Source organism: Pseudomonas inefficax (assembly GCF_032164165.1).
GTDB lineage: Bacteria > Pseudomonadota > Gammaproteobacteria > Pseudomonadales > Pseudomonadaceae > Aquipseudomonas > Aquipseudomonas inefficax.
Genome location: NZ_CP134401.1, coordinates 5,295,929 through 5,314,701, shown reverse-complemented (window position 1 = coordinate 5,314,701; position 18,773 = coordinate 5,295,929). Strand labels below are relative to the sequence as shown.

The window sequence follows — 18,773 nt, the reverse complement described above, 5'->3', positions numbered from 1 at the left end:
GTTGGGCATCACGTCGGGTTGTTGAATCCATAGAGCGCGGCCGGGTTGTCCACCAGGATCCGGGCGAACAGGGTGTCGTCCTCCAGCCAGCGGGCCAGGCGCTGCAGGGCTGCGCCGTCGTCGATCTCACGGAACATCGAGACCGGCCCGCGGGTGATATCACCGACGCCACCCAGCGGATGCGGCCAGTTCGAACCCCACAGCAGACGCTGCGGTGCCACGGCCACCAGGCCACGCAGCAACGGCGCGACTTCGTCCAGGGACGGCTGCTCCGAAACCAGGTAAGGCGCCGAGACCTTCACATGGCAGTGGCCGCTATCGAGCAGGCCGACCAGCACCTTGAAGCCCTCGCTCTTGACCCCGGCACTGGCATGCACCCCGGCGAAGTGGTCGAGCACCAGGGGCACGTCCAGTTGCCGCAGTTCACGACGCAGGGCCTGGATCACCTCGATGGGCGCGAACACCTGGATGTGCCAGCCGAACTGCGCCGCCACCTCGTTGGCATGCTTGAGCACCCGCAGCGCGGCAGGGGCATCCGCCGCCGCCGCCGCCAGGTTCAGGCGGAGACCGCGGATACCGGAACGGGCCAGGGTTTCCAGGTCGCCGAGGGAGGTCTGCGGGTCGATCACCGCCACGCCCCGGGCGCCCTCGCCGAGACGAGCGATGGCGTCCAGGGTGCAGCGGTTGTCGCTGCCATACACGCTCGGCTGCACCACCACCACCCGTTCCAGGCCGAGGATGCGCTGGTGCGCCATCAGGTCCTCGACCAGCGCTGGCGCCGGGGTATAGGGCCGCGACGACGAATAGGGAAAACGCTCGGTGGGGCCGAACACATGGACATGGCAGTCGCAGGCGCCGGGCGGAATGGTGATCGCGGGACGCTGGTGCACGACCCGGAGAATGCTGACGCGGGTATCGTCTGAAGAGTGCTCGGCCATTAGGGTTGTCCTGTTGATGGCTAGGGAAGTTGCGCCTGTTCTACCTGCTGCAGCAGGCGCATCGCCGGCAGTACGGAACGGGCCGGCACCTGCGGCTCGCGCCCTTCGCGCAACGCCGCGACGAAGTCCCGGGCGACCTGGGCGTTGTTGTCCTGTTCGCTGTCCACCTCCAGCAGTTGCGTCCCCTGCCTGAGGGTGCCGGCGAGGATGTCCAGGCGATAGGAATCGCGATCGGTGACGACGAAGATGTCGAAGATCCGTTCCGGCGAGTTGTACGAGCCCGTGCAGACCAGGGCCTGGCGTTGTTCGGTGTGCATCAGCAGCGCCAGCTCCATGGGAATGCCGGTGACCGGGTCGGCGGCCGGCAGCGAAGCGTTCAGCGCCGCCACCTGCGCGGCAGCCGGATCGCCCTTGCCGGCCAGCCACAGCGCGACATCCACCAGGTGCGCGCCGTGATGCCAAAGCAGGTTGTCGGTCCAGCAGCGCTTGAGGCCGGTGGAGCCGATGTTTTCCCGGCGGTGGAGGAACAGCCGCGAATGCACCTGGAGCAGGGTTTCCGCACCGGATTGCAGGCGCTCCAGCAACTGCCGGTGTTCGCGGCGAAAGCGCATCGGGTGCACCACGCCCACCGTCAGCCCCCGCCGCGCGGCAGTGTCGACGATGCGTTCACAGTCTTCCAGGTTCAGCGCCAGGGGGATTTCCACCAGCACGTGCTTGCCCTGCTCCAGGGCGGCCAGGGCCATTTCCGCGTGGCTCTGGCTGGGGCCGGCGACAATGACGATGTCGATTTCCGGCGAGCGCAGCGCTTCGCGGTAGTCCACGTACCAGTGGCGGTAGCCGTATTCACGGGCAAAGGCTTCGGTGGCAGCCGGCTCGCGGCCGACCAGGCTGTGCAGCACGCAGTCGGCATCGCGCAGGCTCTGCGAATGCCAAGTGCCCATCATGCCGTGGCCGATCATGCAGATATTCAATGTGTGCTCCTTGAGTGCGAGGTGGCGGGTTGGGAGCGCGTTGCGGCCCTTCGCGAGCCAGCGCCCACAGTCGACGGTTTGCGTGGAACCGTCCGGGGAACCGGCTTGGCGAAGGGCTGCAACGCGACCCCGTGCACTCAGCCCTGGATCGCCGCCATGGTCTCGGCGAAGGTTTCGAGCAACTGGTCGGCCTGGGCCTGCTTGAAGCACAGCAGCGGCCGGATCTTCAGCGAGTTTTCACCCACGCCGGTGGTACTGATCAGTACCTTGCGCTCGCGCAGGCCGCTGACCACCTTGCTGGTCATGGCCGCGTCGGGGGCCTTGCTCTCGGGATCAGTGACGAACTCCACGGCGTGATAGAGACCGGCGCCGCGCACATCGCCGATCTGCGGGTATTCCCGGGCGATGGTCTTGAAGCCGTCGAGCAGGTAGTTGCCCAGGTCATGGCAGTTCTGCTGCAGGCCCTCGTCGCGGATCACGTCGAGCACCGCCTGGGCCGCCGAGATGCACACGGCGTTGCCGCCGAAGGTATTGAAGTACCGCACCTTGGGCCCGAAGTCGGCGAGCAGTTCGGGCTTGACCGCCACACCGGCGATCGGCAGGCCGTTACCCATGGGCTTGCCCATGACCACCATGTCCGGCTGGATGCCATGGCGCTGGTAGCCCCAGAAGTTCAGGCCAGTGCGGGCAAAGCCCGGCTGGACCTCGTCGGCGATGTACAGGCCGCCGTGCTTGTGCACCACCTCGATGGCTTTCTTCAGCATGCCGGCAGTGCCTGGCAGCAGGCCGTCGGTGGAGAAGATGCTGTCGGCGATGAAGCCGGCGAAGCGGATCCCGTGGCGCTGCATGTCGGCGATCGCCGCCTCGATATCCGCCGCCAGGCGCTCACCCACATCCACGCCCTCGCCGGCATGGTAGGCATCCGGTGCGCGCACGGTACGCACGTGCTGGTCCACCGGCACGTACTTGCCCATGGTGGTGGAAATGGCGGCGACCGTGGTGGTGATGCCGTGGTAGGCGAAGTCGGTGACGATGATGCCGGTGCCACCGGTATGGAACTTGGCGATGCGCAGGGCCAGGTCGACCGCCTCGGAGCCGGTGCAGGTGTACATCACGCTGCCGATGCCACCTCCGAAGGTGTCCACCAGTTGCTCGGAGTAGTTGAGGATCTTCTCGTCCATGTAGCGGGTATGGGTGTTGAGGGTCGCCAACTGGCGTGATACGGCCTCGACTACACGCGGGTGGCAATGCCCTACCGACGGAACGTTGTTGTAGCAGTCCAGGTACTGCTCGCCGTTCGGGCCGTACATATAGGCACCCTCGGCACGCACGAACTCCACCGGGTGCTGGTACATCAGCTTGTAGCAAGGGCCCAGCAGACGCTGGCGGCGCTCGACCAGGGCTTGCTCGTGGGCGCTCAGGGTCGGCAGCAGGGCCAGGTCGAAGCCGTTTTGCATGCCGGCAGTGGCGGAATAGTTCTCAGACATCTCAACCTCCAGAAAATCGATTGTTGTAGGGCCTTGGCGGCCTGGTATCCGGGTGTCACGAAACGGTGTCGGCGGGTGGCTTCAGGCGCGCCATTCAATGGCCCGGGCGCTGAGCCCGCGCTCGCCGAACAGGGCGCTTTCGACCTGCTCGCGGGACAGGCCGCGCAGCTGCTCGAACTGGGTCCAGGTGCGCGGGGTGTTGCGCAGGATGTAGTCGCGGTTTTCCGGGAAGCGGCTGGCACGCCACTCGGTCAGGGTCAGGCGCAGGGCCATGCGCACCATGAGCAGGTCGTGGAAGATCTCCAGCTCGTCATCGGTCAGCGGCGTGACCGACTGGTAGCCGTCGACGAACGCCCGTGGCGCGTCCAGCAGTTGCTCGCCATCACCCAGCGCATAGGCAACCGCCACCACCACGTCGTTGACCAGCGCGGTACGCACCATGTCGCCGAAATCGAGGATCGCTGCCACGCGGGAGGGATCCTGCGGATCGACCAGGGCGTTGTCGGAGTTCAGGTCGTTGTGCACCACCTGCCGGCGCAAGCCGGAAAGGATCGGCTTGGCATGCTCCACATAACGCGCCAGGGCCTCCTCGACCCAGGCCCGGTGCAGCGGCTCGAAAACATCGAACATCGGACGCAGGCGCTCGACGTGCTGGATGTCCCACAGCAGCATGTGATCGGCCGAAGGATGCTCGAAATCGCGCAGGGCCGCGCCCAGGCGGGCCAGCTCGACACCGAGGTTGAACTGCTGCTCGGGCGAGACCGGGGCGTGGCGCAGCAAGGTGCCTTCCAGGTAGCTGACCATGCGCACGATGCGGGTCTGCCCCTCGAACTCCAGGGCCAGTTCGCTCTGGCCGCCCAGCGCCCGGATGACCCGCTGCACGTGCAGGCCGGGATCGCGCTGCTCGACATGCAGCAAGGCCTCGCTCTGGAAATTGGCCAGCAGGCGGTCTTCCGCCGGGTGGGCGATCTTCAGCACGAAGGCGCCCTCGGCAGCCTGCAGGTGGAAGTTGTGGTCGCGCTCGCTGATCAGGCGCTTGACCGCCCCGGCCTCGACCCCGAACCAGGTGGCGGCGATCTGCCTGGCCTGCTCGCAGCTGATCTCCCCCGCTTCGGTGGTCAGGCTGGCATGGCTGTCGCCTGGCTTGTGTTCATTGCTCATAAGAGGAAATCCTCGCTTTCGAAATACTAATATATTAGTTGCCAGAAAAAAAACAAGCACCTCAACGGACACGATGACCCAGTTCCCGCAAAGACTGCTCGCCCTCCTGGGCCAGGCCTTCGATAAACAGCCCGCGCTGATCCTTCACCAGGTGTTCGAGCGACTCGAAGATGCTGTTCACGTGCAAGGTCATCAGGCGTTCGGCGCCCTCCTCGTCATGCGCCCGGATCGCCCGGTACATCTGCCGGTGCTCGTCGATCACCTCGTCGAAATGTTCCTGCACCGGAAACGCCAGGCGTCGCACCCGGTCCAGCGGGCCCATGGCGCCCTGCATCACCTGCCACAGGTGCGCATACCCCGCACACTCGCAGATCAGCCGGTGGAAGGCCTCGTCCAGGGCGTAGAACTCGTTGCACTCCATGCGCTCGTAGGCTTTCTGCTTGCGCAGGAACAGAGTTTCGAACTCATCCTCGTAACGCGGCTTGAAGAACCTCGCGGCCAATCGTACGCAGCGGGTTTCCAGGGTCTCGCGCACAAGTTGACCTTCCAGCACGTCGCGCAGGCGGATCGCGCTGACATAGGTCCCGGCGTTGGGCCGCACCACCAGCATCTGCTCGCCGACCAGACGCAGGATCGCTTCGCGAACCGGTGTCCGCGAAACACCCAGTGCCTCGCAGATGTCCTTTTCGCCGAGCACGTCGCCCGGGGTGTACTGCAACCCGACGATGGCCGAGCGCAGCAGTTGATAGACCTGGGCCGCTTTCGGCCGCCCCTGGTCGATCATGTCCTGATGAAAGATGCCTCGCATACCCTGCCCCGCTCCGCACGCCGTTGCGCCCGATCAGTGCAGTATCTGGCTCAGGAACTGCCGTGCCCGCTCGCTCTTCGGTGCCTTGAAGAACTCGTCCGGCGCCGCCTGTTCGACGATCTGCCCACGGTCCATGAAGATCACCCGGTCCGCCGCCTGGCGGGCGAAACCCATCTCGTGGGTCACGCACAACAGGGTGATGCCGCTTTCGGCCAGGCCCAGGACCACGTCGAGCACTTCCTTGACCATTTCCGGGTCGAGCGCCGAGGTCGGCTCGTCGAGCAGCATGATCTGCGGGTTCATGCACAGCGCCCGGGCGATCGCCACCCGCTGCTGCTGGCCACCGGACAGCTGGCTTGGGTAATGCCCGGCCTTGGCCGCCATGCCGACCCGTTCCAGCAAGGCCTGGGCCTGCTCACGGGCCTGGACCTTATTCTTTTTCAGCACGCGCATGGGCGCCAGCATGCAGTTCTCCAGGGCGGTGAGATGGGGAAACAGGTGAAAGCCCTGAAACACCATGCCGGTTTCCTTGCGCACCGTGTCCACGCCGCTGCCGTTGGTGCCGATTTCGGTGCCGTTCACGATCAGCTTGCCGGCCTGGTACTCCTCCAGGCCGTTGATGCAGCGGATCAGGGTCGACTTGCCGCTGCCGGACGGCCCGCAGACCACGATGCGCTCTCCCTTGCGCACCTCGAGATCGATGCCGTTGAGCACGGCGAAATCGGCGTACCACTTCTTCAGGTCACGCATCACCACCACGGGTTGTCCGGTCGCGGCCTGCGCTGCGGGCGCGCTGCCCATTCCGACCTGTTGTTCTGCGCCCATGCTTCGCGCCTCCGCTTGCTTGTTCAGGTTGTTGTCGATGGGGAGTGATCGCATCATCGCGCGGCCCTCAATGAGTGATGTGTCGGGTGATGCGGTTGCTAATCCAGCCACACAGCCGGCGAATGCTCTCCACCAGGCTCAGGTACAGCACCGCCGCCCACAGGTAGACCTGGAAATCGAAGGAGCGCGAGAACGCCAGGCTGGTCATGCCCATCAGCTCGGGCACGGCAATGACGCTGGCAATGGCCGAGGACTTGAGCATCAGGATCAGCTCGTTACTCAGCGGACGCAGGGCCACGACGAAGGCCTGGGGCACGATCACGTCCTTGATCCCGGACAGTCGCGACAGGCCCAGGGCATGCGCCACTTCCCACTGCCCCTGGGGCACCGCCTGGACCGCACCTCGCCAGATCTCGGCCTGATAGGCTGCGGTATTGAGGGTGAAGGTCAGCACGGTGCACCAGTAGGCATCGCGGAAGAACCACCAGACACCCAGTTCCTGCAGTTCGGGACGCAACTGGCCGGCTCCGTAGTAGACCAGGAAGGTCTGGGCCAGCAGCGGCGTGCCGCGGAACAGGTAGGTGTAGCAGAACGCCAGGCGCCGCAACCAGCCGATCCGGCTCATCCGCGCCGCCGCCAGCGGCAGCGACAGCAGCGCGCCGAGGGCCACCGAGAGCAGGACGATCTTCAGGGTCATGCACAGGCCGGCGAGCATGCGCGGGCCGTAGGTCGAAAGCAGTTCCAGTTCCATGCTCAGCTCCGCACGTAGAATCGGTTGGCGCGCTTCTCCATCAGGTGCAGCACCTGGCCGGAGACGATGGAGAACAGCAGGTAGATGCTGCAGGCCACGGCATAGAAGAAGAACGGTTCCTTGGTGTTGCTCACCGCCAGGTAGGTCTGGCGCATCAGGTCGGTCAGGGCGATCACCGAGAGCAGCGAGGTCTCCTTGAGCAGTACCAGCCAGAGGTTGCCCAGGCCCGGCAAGGCGATGCGCCAGAGCTGCGGTGCGGTGACGAAGCGGAACATGTCGACCCGCGACAGCCCCAGGGCGAATGCCGCCTCACGCTGCCCCTTGGCGATGGCGCGGATGGCGGTCAGGAACACCTCGCTGGAAAAGGCGCCGAACACCAGCCCCAGGGCCAGCATCCCGGCGAAGAAGCCGTTGACCTGGAAAGGCTTGAAGCCCATGGCCTCGGAGGCTTCCTTGACCAGCAACTGGACGCCGTAATAGATGATGAAGATGGTCAGCAGCTCCGGCAGACCGCGGAATACGGTGACAAACACCGTGGCCGCACGACTGGGGAAACGGCGCTTGCTGTCCATGCACAGCGCCAGGGTCAGGCCCAGCGCCAGGCCCAGGGGCAAGGTGGCCAGGGCCAGTTGCAGGGTCAGGATGGCGCCGGACAGCAAGGCCGCGCCCCAGCCTTCGGGTGAAAAGGAAAGCAACTGCAGGTATTCGCTCATGATCAGGCCCTCCCCCGTGCTCGGAGCACGGGGCTATCAGTGGGTTGAGAGGCGCGTCGGGGGCGCGTTCTTAATAGATAGCGAAAGGGAAGTACTTCTGGTTGATGCGCTGGTAGGTGCCATCGGCCAGCAGGGCCTTGATCGCCGTATCCAGCTCGCCACGCAAGGCCTGATCCTCCTTGCGCACGCCGATACCCTTGCCGACCCCGAAGTACTTGTCGTCGCGCACTTCCTGGCCGACGAAGTCACAGCACGTACCGAGGCTGGTCTGCAGCCAGGGATAGAGGATCGCCGAGTCGGAGAACACCGCATCGAGACGCCCGTTGGCCAGGTCCATTGCAGCATCGTCGACGGTCTTGTAGACCTTGATCTCGGAGTCCTTGTAGAAGTCCTCCAGATAGCTGCCCTGGGTGGTGGAGCCCTGCACGCCGATGACCTTGCCGGCCATGCCGGCGACCGAGGTATCGCTGATGCCTGCGCTCTTCTCGGCGATGAAGCGGGCTGGAGTGGCGTAGTACTTGTCGGTGAAATCGATCTTCTGCTTGCGCTCCTCGGTGATCGCCATGGAGGCGACGACGGCATCGTATTTGCCAGACATCAGCCCGGGGATCATGCCGTCCCAGCCTTGGGAAACGATCTCGCAACGGGCCTGTATGCGCTCGCAGAGGGCCTTGGCGATATCGACGTCGAAGCCGGTCAACTGACCGTTTTCAAGGTAACTGAAAGGAGGATAAGTGCCCTCGGTGGCGATCCGCAGCGACTTCTGCTCCGCGTGCGCACCGGCACCGAAAAGAAGGGTCAGGACCACAGCCGAACAGGCGAGGTATTTCGAGCTATTCATTGTTGGTTTTCCTCGAATTACGGTATTCCTGCATACCAATATATTGGTATGCGAATCACGATAACAGGATTTGGCAGCTTATCAAGGGTGTTTCAGGTTTCTTTTCTGGAATGGGGAACAGCGGTTTTATGCCGTGCAGGGCCCTGGAACAAGACATGACGCCTTGATTTACGCGGACCTTGTGGGAGCGGGTTTACCGCGATAGCGGTAGTGAGCCCACCCGCGTAATCGCGGATAAACCCGCCCATAGTGTCCGCTTCGTCCTTTAGCACCTTTCTGCGCGAGCCAACAGCCAGGTCTCGATGACACGCGCCAGCTCCGCAGGCGCCTCACGCATCGGATAGTGACCGACTGCTGGCAGAATCTCCAGCCGGGCCGTCGGCAACCAGCGCATAAGCGTGTTGTTCATCGAGGCCACGGTGCAACCCGGGTCGCGTTCGCCCACCAGTACCAGCGTGGGCACCCTCACCCCCTTCACTGCCTCGGCGAAATCATCACCGCTCCAGGACTCAAGGTACCGGCTCATCGCTTCCACCCAGGTAGTGCGCAGGCTCAGTTGCAGCATGCCGCGCAGCCATTCCTCGTCCTGGCAATGCCCGACGTTGGCCGAGATCAGCAACTGACGCGCCAGCGGCTCGTGCAAGGCTTCGCCCAGCAAGGCCCTGCGCTCCGGGGAAAGCGTCGCGCCACTGGCGGGTACCGAGGCCAGCAGCACCACCGACACCAGACGCTCGGCAGCGTGGGCCTGCAGCCATTGCGCTGCCATGCCAGCCATGGAATGGCCGACCACGCTGAAGTGCGACCAGTCCAGCAGGTCGGCCAGGTTCAGCATATCCCGGGCGATCTGCTCCACGGTGAATGGCCCTGGCGCCTCGCGCCGCGCGCCATAGCCGCGACAATCCATGAAGGCATAGGTGAAGCGCTCAGGGTCAAGCCAGCCGTGCAACGGATCGAACAGCGCGGCACCGGCCATCCAGCCGTGCACCACGATCACCTTGTGCGGCCCGTGGCCGAACTGGTGCACGGTCTCCAGCAGGCTCATCAGTACTGGCTCCCGACCGGCTGTCCCGTTCCGGCCAGATCGCCAAGTCCGCTGCGCACCTGTTTCAGGGCAGCCCCGGCTGCGTTGGTCAACATGCGCACGTCATTGGCCAGGGTGACCATATCGAAGCCCCACTGCAGCGCCCGCAACGCATAGGCCGGCGAACCACAATGCAGCGCAGCCTTGATGCCATGGGCATGGGCGGTGGAGAGAATATGCTGGATGGCCTCGAGGATTTCCGGCTCCTCGCGGTCGAAGCCGGTGGGATAACGCATGCCGGTCAGGCCGATGGTCAGGTCCGCCGGGCCGATGTACAGCCCGTCCAGGCCCGGGGTCGCAGCGATTTCGGCGAGGTTGTCCAACGCCTCGCGGGTCTCGATCATGGCGAAACAGAGCATGTTGTCATTGGCTTCGCGGCCATAGTCGGCGCCGGCGGAAATGCTCGCCCGGGTCGGCCCGAAACTGCGCACCCCGGCCGGCGGGTAGCGCATGTAGGAGACCAGCCGCGCCGCCTGTTCCGCCGTGTTGATCATCGGGCAGACCACTCCGTAGGCCCCGGCATCCAAGGCTTTCATGATGCTCGCCGGCTCCAGCCAGGGCACCCGCACCATTGGTGTCACGCCACTTGCGCGCAAAGCCTGGAGCATGCCAACGGCAGTCTGATAGTCCACCACACCGTGCTGCAGGTCGATGGTCAGCGCGTCATAGCCCTGCTCGGCCATCAGTTCACTGACGAACGCACAGGGAATCGACAGGAAACCGTTGACCACCGGCTGACCGTCGCGCCAGAGCGCCTTGATCTTGTTGGGCTGCATAGTCCGTACCTCTCGTTACGCCGCGAGCTCAGCCGCGGCGGTACTTGTTCATCACGTCATAGTCGGGCTCGAAACCCAGGCCCGGCACCTGCGGCACCTTGATCAGGTCGCCGCTGCGCAGCCCTTCCACATCCGCCAGCCAGGCGTCGGGTTGCACGAAGTTGTATTCCAAGGCCTGGACCGAGGCGTTGGCCGCCGCCAGGTGCAGGCTGGCGAAGAAGCCCGGGCCGAAATACGGCGAGTGGGGCATCAACTGGCTGCCGGCCTTGCCCGCCTGCTCGATGATGGCAAGGAATTCGGAAATGCCGCCGACCTTGGTCACGCTGGGTTGCACGATATCCACCGCGCCCGCCTGGAAGGCCTGGGCGAACTGGAACGAAGTGGTCCAGTTCTCCCCGGCGGCGATCGGCAGCGAACCACGCAGGCTGGACAGTGCGGCGAAGTCCTCCGGCGGGTACACCGGCTCCTCCACCCAGGTCAGGTTGAGGGCTTCGAGACGCTCCCGGTTGCGCTCGACGAACTCCACCGACCAGGCGCAGTTCACGTCGACGCAAATATTCTTGTCCGGCCCGGCGACACGGCGGCAGGCCTCGATGATGTCGAGGTCGATCTCGTGCAGTTTGATACTGTTGAACCCGGCGGCGATCACCTCTCGACAGGTCATGGTCGCCAGTTCCTCGGTGCCGTAGCGCACCATGCTGGCGTAGAACGGGATCTGCTCTCGGCGGCCCTCGCCGAGCAGTTGGTAGAGCGGTTTGCCGGCGCGCTTGGCGGCCAGGTCCCAGAGGGCGATATCCACCCCGCCGATGGCGAAGATGGTGATGCCGTAGCGCCCGAACATGTGGATCGAGCGCTGCATCTGCCGGTTCCACGCCGGGATGTCGTCGATGGTGCTGCCGATCAGGCTGGGCAGGATCAGGCGATCGATGATCGCCTTGGTGGCATCCACGGTGAAGTAGCCGAACCCTTCGCCCCAGCCGACATTACCCAGTTCGTCCTCGAGACGGATCAGGGCGAACTCCAGGCTCTTCCAGGCGGTGGGCATGATCCCGACCCCGGTACCACGCAGATGGAAGGGAATCTCGACGATGGAGACTTCAGCCTTGACGATCTTCATCAGTTTTTCCTCGGATCAGGGAGCGAACTCTTGGCGAAGAAGCCGCCGACAAAACCGGCGCCCTCCTCCTCGGTCAGGTAGGTGAACGGGCGGAACGTGGCGCTGTGGTTGCGCGGCGAGTGGTCTACCGGGCGATAGCGGCGCTCGAAGGCTTCATCGTTCTTCAGCAGCGGCTGCGGGCAGTTGGAAATGCCGTAGACCACCCGGAACGGCTCGCCTTGGCCTTCCAGGCCGAGGCGAATCATCTGTACCAGGTCGGCGGCGCTGACCCACAGGCGTTCGCGGCGACCGTCCACCACCTGCGGGTCGGCATTCCCGATGCGGATGGCCAGGCATTCGATACCAAAGCGGTGAGCGTACAGGGCGCAGGCCGCCTCGCCGAAAGCCTTGCTCAGGCCGTAGAAACCGTCGGGGGCGATCGAGGCGCTGGCGGTCCAGGGCTCGTTCCTGACCGGGTGCAGCCCCACCGCGTGATGGCTGCTGGCAAAGATGAAGCGCCCCACAGCGAACTCGCGGCAGGCCTCCAACAGGTTGAGAACGGCGACGTAATTGGGCGCCAGGGTCGCGGCAAAGGCGATGTCCGGCGCCACTGCGGCGGCCAGGTGGATTACCCCTACGGTGCCGCGCACGGCGGCATTGGCGATGGCCGGATCGGCCAGGTCACCGACTACGGCCTGCTCGCCGTCGCGTAGGCCCTCGATGGGATTCAGGTCGCACAGGCGCAGGTCGTAGTCGTCGAGCAGGATCGGACGCAACAGGGTCCCGACCCGGCCCGCTGCGCCGGTAATCAGCAGCTTGGGTTTGCTCATGGCAGTGCTCGCTGTCTTGTTGTTGGAAGGCACGCCGACAGCCGCCGGCGTGCCGGGTCATCACTTGGCGGTGGGCATGCTGAACTCGGGGCCCTTGGCGATGCTGTCTGGCCAGCGCTGCATGACGCTCTTGTAGCGGGTGTAGAAGCGCAGTGCTTCTTCGCCGTAGGCGTGGTGTTCACCGAACAGCGAGCGCTTCCAGCCGCCGAAGGAATGCCAGGCCATGGGCACCGGGATTGGCACGTTGATACCGACCATGCCGACCTGGATGCTGCGGGCAAAGGCCCGGGCCACGCCGCCGTCGCGGGTGAAGCAGGACACGCCGTTGCCGAACTCGTGGGCGTTGATCAGCTTCACCGCACTGGCGAAGTCCGGCACCCGGACGATACCCAGCACCGGGCCGAAGATTTCTTCCTTGTAGATAGTCATTTCCGGGGTGACCTGGTCGAACAGGGTCGCACCGACGAAGAAGCCCTGCTCCGCCCCCAGCACCTGCAGGCCGCGACCATCGACGATCAACTTCGCCCCTTCCGTGACCCCGCTGTCGATATAGCCCTCCACCTTGCCCTTGTGCAGTGCCGTGACCAACGGGCCCATATCGGCCTGCGGGTCGACACCGTTGCGCACCCGCAGGGCATCGATACGCGGCAGCAGCCGGGCGATCAACTCATCGGCAACATCGCCTACCGCTACGGCGATGGAGATCGCCATGCAGCGCTCGCCGGCCGAGCCGTAGGCCGCGCCGATCAGCGCGTCCGCGGCCTGGTCGAGGTCGGCATCCGGCATGACAATCATATGGTTCTTCGCCCCGCCCAGGGCTTGTACCCGCTTGCCACGAGAGGTCGCCTCGCGGTGGATGTACTCGGCGATCGGCGTCGAACCTACGAAGGAAATCGCCTCGACGTCGTCATGCTGGAGCAGTGCGTCGACCGCCACCTTGTCGCCCTGGACCACGTTGAACACGCCGTCCGGCAGGCCGGCTTCCTTGAGCAGGCGGGCCATCAGCAGACTGGCCGACGGATCGCGCTCGGAAGGCTTGAGGACGAAGGTATTACCGGTAGCCAGGGCCATCGGGATCATCCACAGTGGCACCATCACCGGGAAGTTGAATGGCGTGATGCCGGCGCACACGCCCAGGGCCTGGCGCAGGTTCCAGTTGTCGATACCGCCACCGATATTGTCGGTGAACGCGGTTTTCAGCAGATAAGGCGCGCCGCAGGCAAACTCGACGATCTCGATGCCGCGGGTCACTTCGCCCATGGCGTCGGAGAGCACCTTGCCGTGTTCGGCGGTAATCAGCCGGGCCAGTTCCTCATGGTGCTGGTCGAGCAGTTCCTTGAAACGGAACAGGATGCGCGAGCGACGCAGCGGCGACAGCTCCGACCAGGCCGGGAACGCCGCCCGGGCCGCAGCCACAGCTTCGTTGACAGTCATCGCCGAGGCCAGCGCGACCTGCGCCTGGACCTGGCCGAGCGCCGGGTTGAACACATCGGCCTGGCGCTCGCCTTCGAACGAAACGACCTCACCATCGATGAAATGCCCGATAAGGCCGGACGTCTCGTGCTGGGTAGAACTGCTGCTCATGTACTCACCTATTAGTTGTGGTTTAGGCCCCATTGATGGAGCACGACTCAATGCCGAGGTACGGCAGCGCTTGCCTTACAAGAAAACCAATCGAAGCAGAACACTAATATATCAGTATATTTCTTACAAGACTTATCGCTACAAACCTCCATGAACCACCGTCCCGCTGAGAAATTGCGACGGTGATCGGCCCCTAAGACGAAGCAGCAGCCATGACAGCCCTTGCCTGAAGGCTTCAGGCACAGCAAAACGCCCCCCCAGCTAGGGAAATCCTGAAGAAGACTTCCTGATTTTGGCAAAATGTCCGGACTCTACCCCCGAGTTTTCCGATGAAGCAAATGACCTTCGCCGATGCCGAGTACGCCGGCAAGCGTAAGCAGACCCGCAAAGAGTTGTTCCTGATCGAGACGAATCAGGTGGTGCCGTGGCAGGGTTTGATTGCCCTGATCGAGCCACATTACCCGAAAGGTGATGGTGGCCGTCCGGCCTACCCGTTGATGGCGATGCTGCGCGTACATCTGATGCAGAACTGGTTTGGCTACAGCGATCCAGCGATGGAGGAAGCGCTGTACGAGACCACCATCCTGCGCCAGTTCGCCGGACTGAGGCTGGAGCGCATTCCCGACGAAACCACGATCCTCAACTTCCGTCGTCTGCTGGAGAAACACGAACTGGCTGCTGGCATCCTGGTCGTGATAAATGGCTATCTGGGTGATCGAGGCCTGTCGTTGCGCCAAGGCACCATCGTCGATGCCACGCTGATCAATGCGCCGAGTTCGACCAAGAACAAGGACGGCAAACGCGACCCAGAAATGCACCAGACCAAGAAGGGTAACCAGTACTACTTCGGCATGAAGGCGCACATCGGTGTCGATGATGAGTCGGGTCTGGTGCACAGCGTGGTGGGCACGGCGGCCAATGTGGCGGATATCACCCAAGTCGACAAACTGCTGCACGGCGAGGAAAACATGGTCGGCGCCGACGCGGGTTACACCGGCGTCGAGAAACGCCCTGAACATGAAGGCCGAGAGGTCACCTGGTAGATCGCCGCCCGCCGCAGTACATACAAGAAGCTGGGTAAGCGCAGCCCTTTGTACAAAGCCAAGCGCAAGATCGAGAAGGCCAAAGCCCAAGTGCGCGCCAAGGTCGAGCACCCGTTCCGGGTGATCAAACGGCAGTTCGGTTATGTGAAGACGCGCTTCCGTGGTCTAGCGAAGAACACCGTGCAACTGGTGACACTGTTTGCGCTGTCGAACCTGTGGATGGCACGCCGACACTTACTGAGCAATACGGGAGAGGTGCGCCTGTAATGCGGGATATGGCTGCCGCGAGGTGCTCGTGGCGGCTAAAAACACAGAAATGAGCGGGTGACCTGATCGTTTTTGATCGATTCGTCGCTTTCAAAACCGGCGGGGGCTGAAGTCAGCCAGAAATACATGGCTACTTCAGACCATCCATAGGTGCCAGCAATGACATCAACGCCGAAGTCATTCACAAATTGATGCCACTTTTCCTCAAACAGTCTGCTGCAGCTTTGCAAGCCCCAATACCGACCAAGGCGAAAGCCAAACAACCAACTTACGGTGCCGTGTCCGTCGAGTTGCCTTTCGGTGAGCAAGTCGTGACCCTGAACTGGCCCGTCTCTGACCCAGATGGATGCGCCCGATGTGTCCGTAAGCTGCTCCAGTATCAGAAGCGATGTCATTTAGCCCGCTGCTGATCTATAGCCACGACACCGCTCCGGTTGATAACTTCGAGCAGTTGAATTCAACTGATGTCGTAGACCGCATCTCACCGCCAGGGCAAGCGGAGCTTGCGGTTGGGAGATCTGAATGGGAACGAGTGACAGAATGGAGCCACCCCGATAATCTACGCCTCCTGCCAATGCATAGAGGCTCACTGGAGCCACGTTGAACGCGAAGGAGCCATGGCTAGGATGTGCGAAAATGAATACCAGTCAGGGGGCTTAACGATACCTGCTCTCTGAGGATTACTATTCGGCGTCGCAGAATAATACGTCTGATCACCCCTACCCTTTTCGATCTGACGCGGTAACATGTAGAAATGTTGCTTGGCTTTTTGATTACGCACCTGTATGGAAATTCTATCTGGAGGTCTTGTCCATGGCTTCATCTGATTACCTATCCGCCAACCTACGAACACTGTGCGAAAAGTCGGGATCTGTAACAGAATTCTGCAGGAAAGTTGGTCTCAACCGGCAACAGTTCAACAAATATCTTGCTGGCACTCACGAGCCTTCCAAGAGCAACCTTAGGGCTATTGCCAATCATTTTGGCTTATCAACCGAAGTTCTTTTTTCATCTCCTAGTGACTTTAGATCCATAATTGACGGCAGCCACTTTCATCTATTTCGAAGTCTGATCCAAGCGCCCAAGATGATCAACTTCATCGACGAAATCACTGCCAGCGCAACCCCCTTACCTAGCAGTATAATTGGAGTCTATGAACGCTATCACTACTCGTCAATTTACACCGGCCAGATCGTTCGCTCGATTTTCTGTATTTACGAAGCGGAGGGATCCCTAAGGCATTACTATGTTGAGCGATTTCCTAGCGCCGATGGCACAGGTAAAAACGATTACCACTTTAAATATCATGGATTGTGCTTCCCTGTTGCAGGCCGAATTTTCGCAATAGACTTTGAGACGATTCAGCGCAATGAACTGACATTCAGCAACCTGGCGTCTGTGAACCGCAACTCAAAAAGATTTATCTTCGGAGTCACCAGCGGGATAGCCGCTTCAATGATGCGGCAACCGGTAGCAGCCAAGGTCGCAATGGCATTTGTGGGCAAAGGCTTAATACGCAAAACCCATATAAAGCGAGCAACAGTGCTTTCCCCCACAGATCCTTCCATCCCCAAGGAAATCATTACTTACCTAGACAGTGATAACTCCTTCATCGATTCTGCCCGTATATGACGTAGAAAATGCTTCTTAAGGCTCATCATCACCTCGCAGCTGCCAGCCTCCCCATTCCAAATCCAGCCTGCGTCACAGTGCGTCACTTTTCGTCCTTATGAGAAATTGTGGCGACTCAGATAAACGATTAATTTCTTTACTAGGCAGGGCATTAAGCCTTCTGGTCGTTAGGCTTAGCCGCTCTGCCGGGAGCGTCGATCTCCGCATCCGCACGAACTAGCGGAAGCGATTGACTCACATTTGGTTTGGTCAACCAATGTAAACAAACAAGGCGTTTTGCCTGAAACTATTTATTTCAGAACTACGCGTCGGAGTATGGCGAGACGCTAGGGTTCTGATACCTACAATAAAGGTGATGAGATGGCTGAGTGGATCAAAAAAGCGAACCCTACGGAGCAGCAAGTAGCCTCGAACGAGAAAGTAAAATCGGACGTTTCCCGTATTCTCCTGGACATCGAGAAGCGCGGTGATGCCGCCGTCCGCGAGCTATCGACTCAATTCGATGGTTGGGATCGCACTGACTACCGCCTGACACCTGCGGAAATCCAAGAGTGCATGAATAAACTGACTGATCGTGAGCGTGATGACATTCTGTTTGCTCAAGCTCAGGTACGTCGCTTCGCTGATGCTCAACGTGCCTCTATGCTGGATTGCGAAATCGAAACCATTCCAGGTGTTATCCTAGGTCATAAGCACATCCCAGTAAGCGCTGCCGGCTGCTATGTTCCAGGCGGCAAATACCCATTGCTGGCTTCGGCCCACATGTCCATCGTCACGGCTAAGTCGGCGGGCGTCCAAAACATCACCACGGCAGCCCCTCCCTTCCAAGGCAAGCCCGCCCCTTACATTGTGGCAGCTCAATACCTTGCAGGCGCAGACTCGATTTACTGCCTCGGAGGGATCCAGGCCGTGGGTGCGATGGCTATCGGCACCCAGAGCATCGATCCGGTGGATATCATCGTCGGCCCAGGTAATGCCTATGTGGCTGAAGCCAAGCGTCAGCTTTTCGGTCGAGTGGGCATCGACCTCTTCGCCGGCCCCACCGAGACTCTGCTGATCACTGATGACAGCGTGGACGGCGAGCTTTGTGCCACTGACTTGCTCGGCCAGGCAGAACACGGTAAAGATTCTCCTGCCGTCATGCTGACGACTTCCCGCGAGTTGGCGGAAGACACGCTGAAGGAAATCGCACGCCTTCTGGAGTTACTGCCAACTTCTGCCATCGCCGGGGAGGCTTGGGAGAACTTTGGTGAAATCATTCTCTGTGAGTCCTATGAGGAGATGGTCAAGTTTTCGGACGAGTACGCCTCTGAGCACGTTCAGATTATGACTCGAGATGACGACTATTTTGTTAAGAACTTGCGGAATTACGGCGCTCTGTTTGTGGGTGCTCGCACTAACGTCTCCTATGGCGACAAGGTAATTGGCACCAACCACACGCTGCCAACTAACAAAGCAGCTCGCTACACAGGCGGCCTATGGGTTGGTAAATACATCAAAACTTGTACTTACCAGCGCGTCCTCACTGATGAAGCATCAGCCCTCATCGGTGAATACTGCTCTCGCCTGTGCCTCATGGAAGGGTTTGTCGGTCACGCTGAGCAAGCCAACATCCGAGTCCGTAGATATGGGAAAAAGGATGTAGCTTTCGGGGCGCCTGCTTTGTAAACACATAAAGGGAGCGAAGTGTCTCTTCGCTCCCTGCCGGGGTGTTTAATTTAACCCCTCATAAATATTCCCACCCAGACTACAACCCCACATTTTTATGTCATTTGAGAAATATAGACAACCTCTGCTCTCCGGCGCAATGCCCGTAAAACTACTGCACCATACCTGATCAGTTCTCACATACAGCTACGCCAATCACATCAAACATTTTCTGCCCTTAGCATAGTAGCCTATGAAACCACTCCTCGGACTACATCTTGCGTTACTGGAAAGCCTTTTCAGCGAACCGGGCCATGGGCAT

General features: G+C 61.6%; 17 protein-coding genes and 1 pseudogene. 3 read left to right on the top strand and 15 right to left on the bottom strand.

The genetic code is table 11. From position 1 onward, the window contains the following. Positions 1–8 precede the first annotated feature (8 nt). The 14 genes from RIN61_RS23950 to RIN61_RS23885 form a co-directional block, all read right to left on the bottom strand. Complete coding sequence (locus tag RIN61_RS23950) at positions 9–938, bottom strand: amidohydrolase family protein (protein ID WP_186553633.1); 930 nt, start codon at positions 936–938, stop codon at positions 9–11. A gap of 20 nt (positions 939–958) precedes the next feature. Further along, the gene (locus RIN61_RS23945) at positions 959–1,909 is read right to left on the bottom strand and encodes a Gfo/Idh/MocA family protein (RefSeq protein WP_225915589.1); all 951 of its coding nucleotides are present in this window, start codon (positions 1,907–1,909) and stop codon (positions 959–961) included. A 137-nt stretch (positions 1,910–2,046) separates the two neighbouring features. Beyond that, the gene (locus RIN61_RS23940) at positions 2,047–3,396 is read right to left on the bottom strand and encodes an aspartate aminotransferase family protein (RefSeq protein WP_186553634.1); all 1,350 of its coding nucleotides are present in this window, start codon (positions 3,394–3,396) and stop codon (positions 2,047–2,049) included. 81 nt (positions 3,397–3,477) lie between these two features. Continuing rightward, entirely contained in the window at positions 3,478–4,557 is a 1,080-nt protein-coding gene (locus RIN61_RS23935; protein WP_186553635.1) for a phosphotransferase, read from the bottom strand. 61 nt (positions 4,558–4,618) lie between these two features. Next, positions 4,619–5,365: a GntR family transcriptional regulator gene (locus tag RIN61_RS23930; protein WP_019098969.1), complete on the bottom strand. Its 747-nt coding sequence runs from the start codon at positions 5,363–5,365 to the stop codon at positions 4,619–4,621. A 33-nt stretch (positions 5,366–5,398) separates the two neighbouring features. Continuing rightward, on the bottom strand, positions 5,399–6,166 hold the full coding sequence (locus RIN61_RS23925) for an amino acid ABC transporter ATP-binding protein (RefSeq protein ID WP_313857678.1): 768 nt from the start codon (positions 6,164–6,166) through the stop codon (positions 5,399–5,401). Positions 6,167–6,257: 91 nt separating this feature from the next. Continuing rightward, positions 6,258–6,941: an ABC transporter permease gene (locus RIN61_RS23920; protein ID WP_313854563.1), complete on the bottom strand. Its 684-nt coding sequence runs from the start codon at positions 6,939–6,941 to the stop codon at positions 6,258–6,260. A gap of 2 nt (positions 6,942–6,943) precedes the next feature. Continuing rightward, the gene (locus RIN61_RS23915) at positions 6,944–7,654 is read right to left on the bottom strand and encodes an ABC transporter permease (RefSeq protein ID WP_019098972.1); all 711 of its coding nucleotides are present in this window, start codon (positions 7,652–7,654) and stop codon (positions 6,944–6,946) included. 70 nt (positions 7,655–7,724) lie between these two features. Further along, complete coding sequence (locus RIN61_RS23910; protein WP_313854559.1) at positions 7,725–8,495, bottom strand: lysine/arginine/ornithine ABC transporter substrate-binding protein; 771 nt, start codon at positions 8,493–8,495, stop codon at positions 7,725–7,727. Positions 8,496–8,760: 265 nt separating this feature from the next. After that, a complete protein-coding gene (locus RIN61_RS23905; protein ID WP_313854556.1) occupies positions 8,761–9,537 on the bottom strand; it encodes an alpha/beta fold hydrolase in 777 nt (258 codons plus the stop codon). Next, a complete protein-coding gene (locus RIN61_RS23900; protein WP_186553640.1) occupies positions 9,537–10,352 on the bottom strand; it encodes an HpcH/HpaI aldolase family protein in 816 nt (271 codons plus the stop codon). Before RIN61_RS23900 ends, RIN61_RS23905 begins: the two co-directional genes overlap by 1 nt. A gap of 28 nt (positions 10,353–10,380) precedes the next feature. After that, positions 10,381–11,469 carry a mandelate racemase/muconate lactonizing enzyme family protein gene (locus tag RIN61_RS23895; protein WP_313854554.1) on the bottom strand — a complete coding sequence of 363 codons (1,089 nt, stop codon included), beginning with the start codon at positions 11,467–11,469 and terminating at the stop codon, positions 10,381–10,383. Beyond that, complete coding sequence (locus RIN61_RS23890; protein ID WP_104961257.1) at positions 11,469–12,278, bottom strand: NAD-dependent epimerase/dehydratase family protein; 810 nt, start codon at positions 12,276–12,278, stop codon at positions 11,469–11,471. Before RIN61_RS23890 ends, RIN61_RS23895 begins: the two co-directional genes overlap by 1 nt. 60 nt (positions 12,279–12,338) lie before the next feature. Further along, complete coding sequence (locus RIN61_RS23885) at positions 12,339–13,862, bottom strand: CoA-acylating methylmalonate-semialdehyde dehydrogenase (protein WP_274094582.1); 1,524 nt, start codon at positions 13,860–13,862, stop codon at positions 12,339–12,341. A gap of 329 nt (positions 13,863–14,191) precedes the next feature. Between RIN61_RS23885 and RIN61_RS23880 the strand changes: the two are divergent. Beyond that, a pseudogene (locus tag RIN61_RS23880) lies at positions 14,192–15,172 on the top strand (IS5 family transposase). 35 nt (positions 15,173–15,207) lie between these two features. Here RIN61_RS23880 and RIN61_RS23875 read toward each other — a convergent pair. Next, positions 15,208–15,567: a hypothetical protein gene (locus tag RIN61_RS23875; RefSeq protein ID WP_313854549.1), complete on the bottom strand. Its 360-nt coding sequence runs from the start codon at positions 15,565–15,567 to the stop codon at positions 15,208–15,210. Positions 15,568–15,985: 418 nt separating this feature from the next. Between RIN61_RS23875 and RIN61_RS23870 the strand changes: the two genes are divergently transcribed. Together RIN61_RS23870 and hisD are read left to right on the top strand one after the other, a co-directional pair. Beyond that, complete coding sequence (locus RIN61_RS23870; RefSeq protein ID WP_258641788.1) at positions 15,986–16,804, top strand: helix-turn-helix domain-containing protein; 819 nt, start codon at positions 15,986–15,988, stop codon at positions 16,802–16,804. Between the two features lie 360 nt (positions 16,805–17,164). Next, positions 17,165–18,472: a histidinol dehydrogenase gene (hisD, locus tag RIN61_RS23865; protein WP_258641789.1), complete on the top strand. Its 1,308-nt coding sequence runs from the start codon at positions 17,165–17,167 to the stop codon at positions 18,470–18,472. The last annotated feature ends 301 nt before the right edge of the window (positions 18,473–18,773 follow it).

Bases quoted from the DNA above. Each gene is read 5' to 3' on its own strand.
- RIN61_RS23950 (WP_186553633.1), bottom strand. From the start codon at position 938: ATGGCCGAGCACTCTTCAGACGATACCCGCGTCAGCATTCTCCGGGTC.
- RIN61_RS23940 (WP_186553634.1), bottom strand. From the start codon at position 3,396: ATGTCTGAGAACTATTCCGCCACTGCCGGCATGCAAAACGGCTTCGAC.
- RIN61_RS23935 (WP_186553635.1), bottom strand. From the start codon at position 4,557: ATGAGCAATGAACACAAGCCAGGCGACAGCCATGCCAGCCTGACCACC.
- RIN61_RS23930 (WP_019098969.1), bottom strand. From the start codon at position 5,365: ATGCGAGGCATCTTTCATCAGGACATGATCGACCAGGGGCGGCCGAAA.
- RIN61_RS23925 (WP_313857678.1), bottom strand. From the start codon at position 6,166: ATGGGCAGCGCGCCCGCAGCGCAGGCCGCGACCGGACAACCCGTGGTG.
- RIN61_RS23920 (WP_313854563.1), bottom strand. From the start codon at position 6,941: ATGGAACTGGAACTGCTTTCGACCTACGGCCCGCGCATGCTCGCCGGC.
- RIN61_RS23915 (WP_019098972.1), bottom strand. From the start codon at position 7,654: ATGAGCGAATACCTGCAGTTGCTTTCCTTTTCACCCGAAGGCTGGGGC.
- RIN61_RS23910 (WP_313854559.1), bottom strand. From the start codon at position 8,495: ATGAATAGCTCGAAATACCTCGCCTGTTCGGCTGTGGTCCTGACCCTT.
- RIN61_RS23905 (WP_313854556.1), bottom strand. From the start codon at position 9,537: ATGAGCCTGCTGGAGACCGTGCACCAGTTCGGCCACGGGCCGCACAAG.
- RIN61_RS23900 (WP_186553640.1), bottom strand. From the start codon at position 10,352: ATGCAGCCCAACAAGATCAAGGCGCTCTGGCGCGACGGTCAGCCGGTG.
- RIN61_RS23895 (WP_313854554.1), bottom strand. From the start codon at position 11,469: ATGAAGATCGTCAAGGCTGAAGTCTCCATCGTCGAGATTCCCTTCCAT.
- RIN61_RS23890 (WP_104961257.1), bottom strand. From the start codon at position 12,278: ATGAGCAAACCCAAGCTGCTGATTACCGGCGCAGCGGGCCGGGTCGGG.
- RIN61_RS23885 (WP_274094582.1), bottom strand. From the start codon at position 13,862: ATGAGCAGCAGTTCTACCCAGCACGAGACGTCCGGCCTTATCGGGCAT.
- RIN61_RS23875 (WP_313854549.1), bottom strand. From the start codon at position 15,567: ATGACATCGCTTCTGATACTGGAGCAGCTTACGGACACATCGGGCGCA.
- RIN61_RS23870 (WP_258641788.1), top strand. From the start codon at position 15,986: ATGGCTTCATCTGATTACCTATCCGCCAACCTACGAACACTGTGCGAA.
- hisD (WP_258641789.1), top strand. From the start codon at position 17,165: ATGGCTGAGTGGATCAAAAAAGCGAACCCTACGGAGCAGCAAGTAGCC.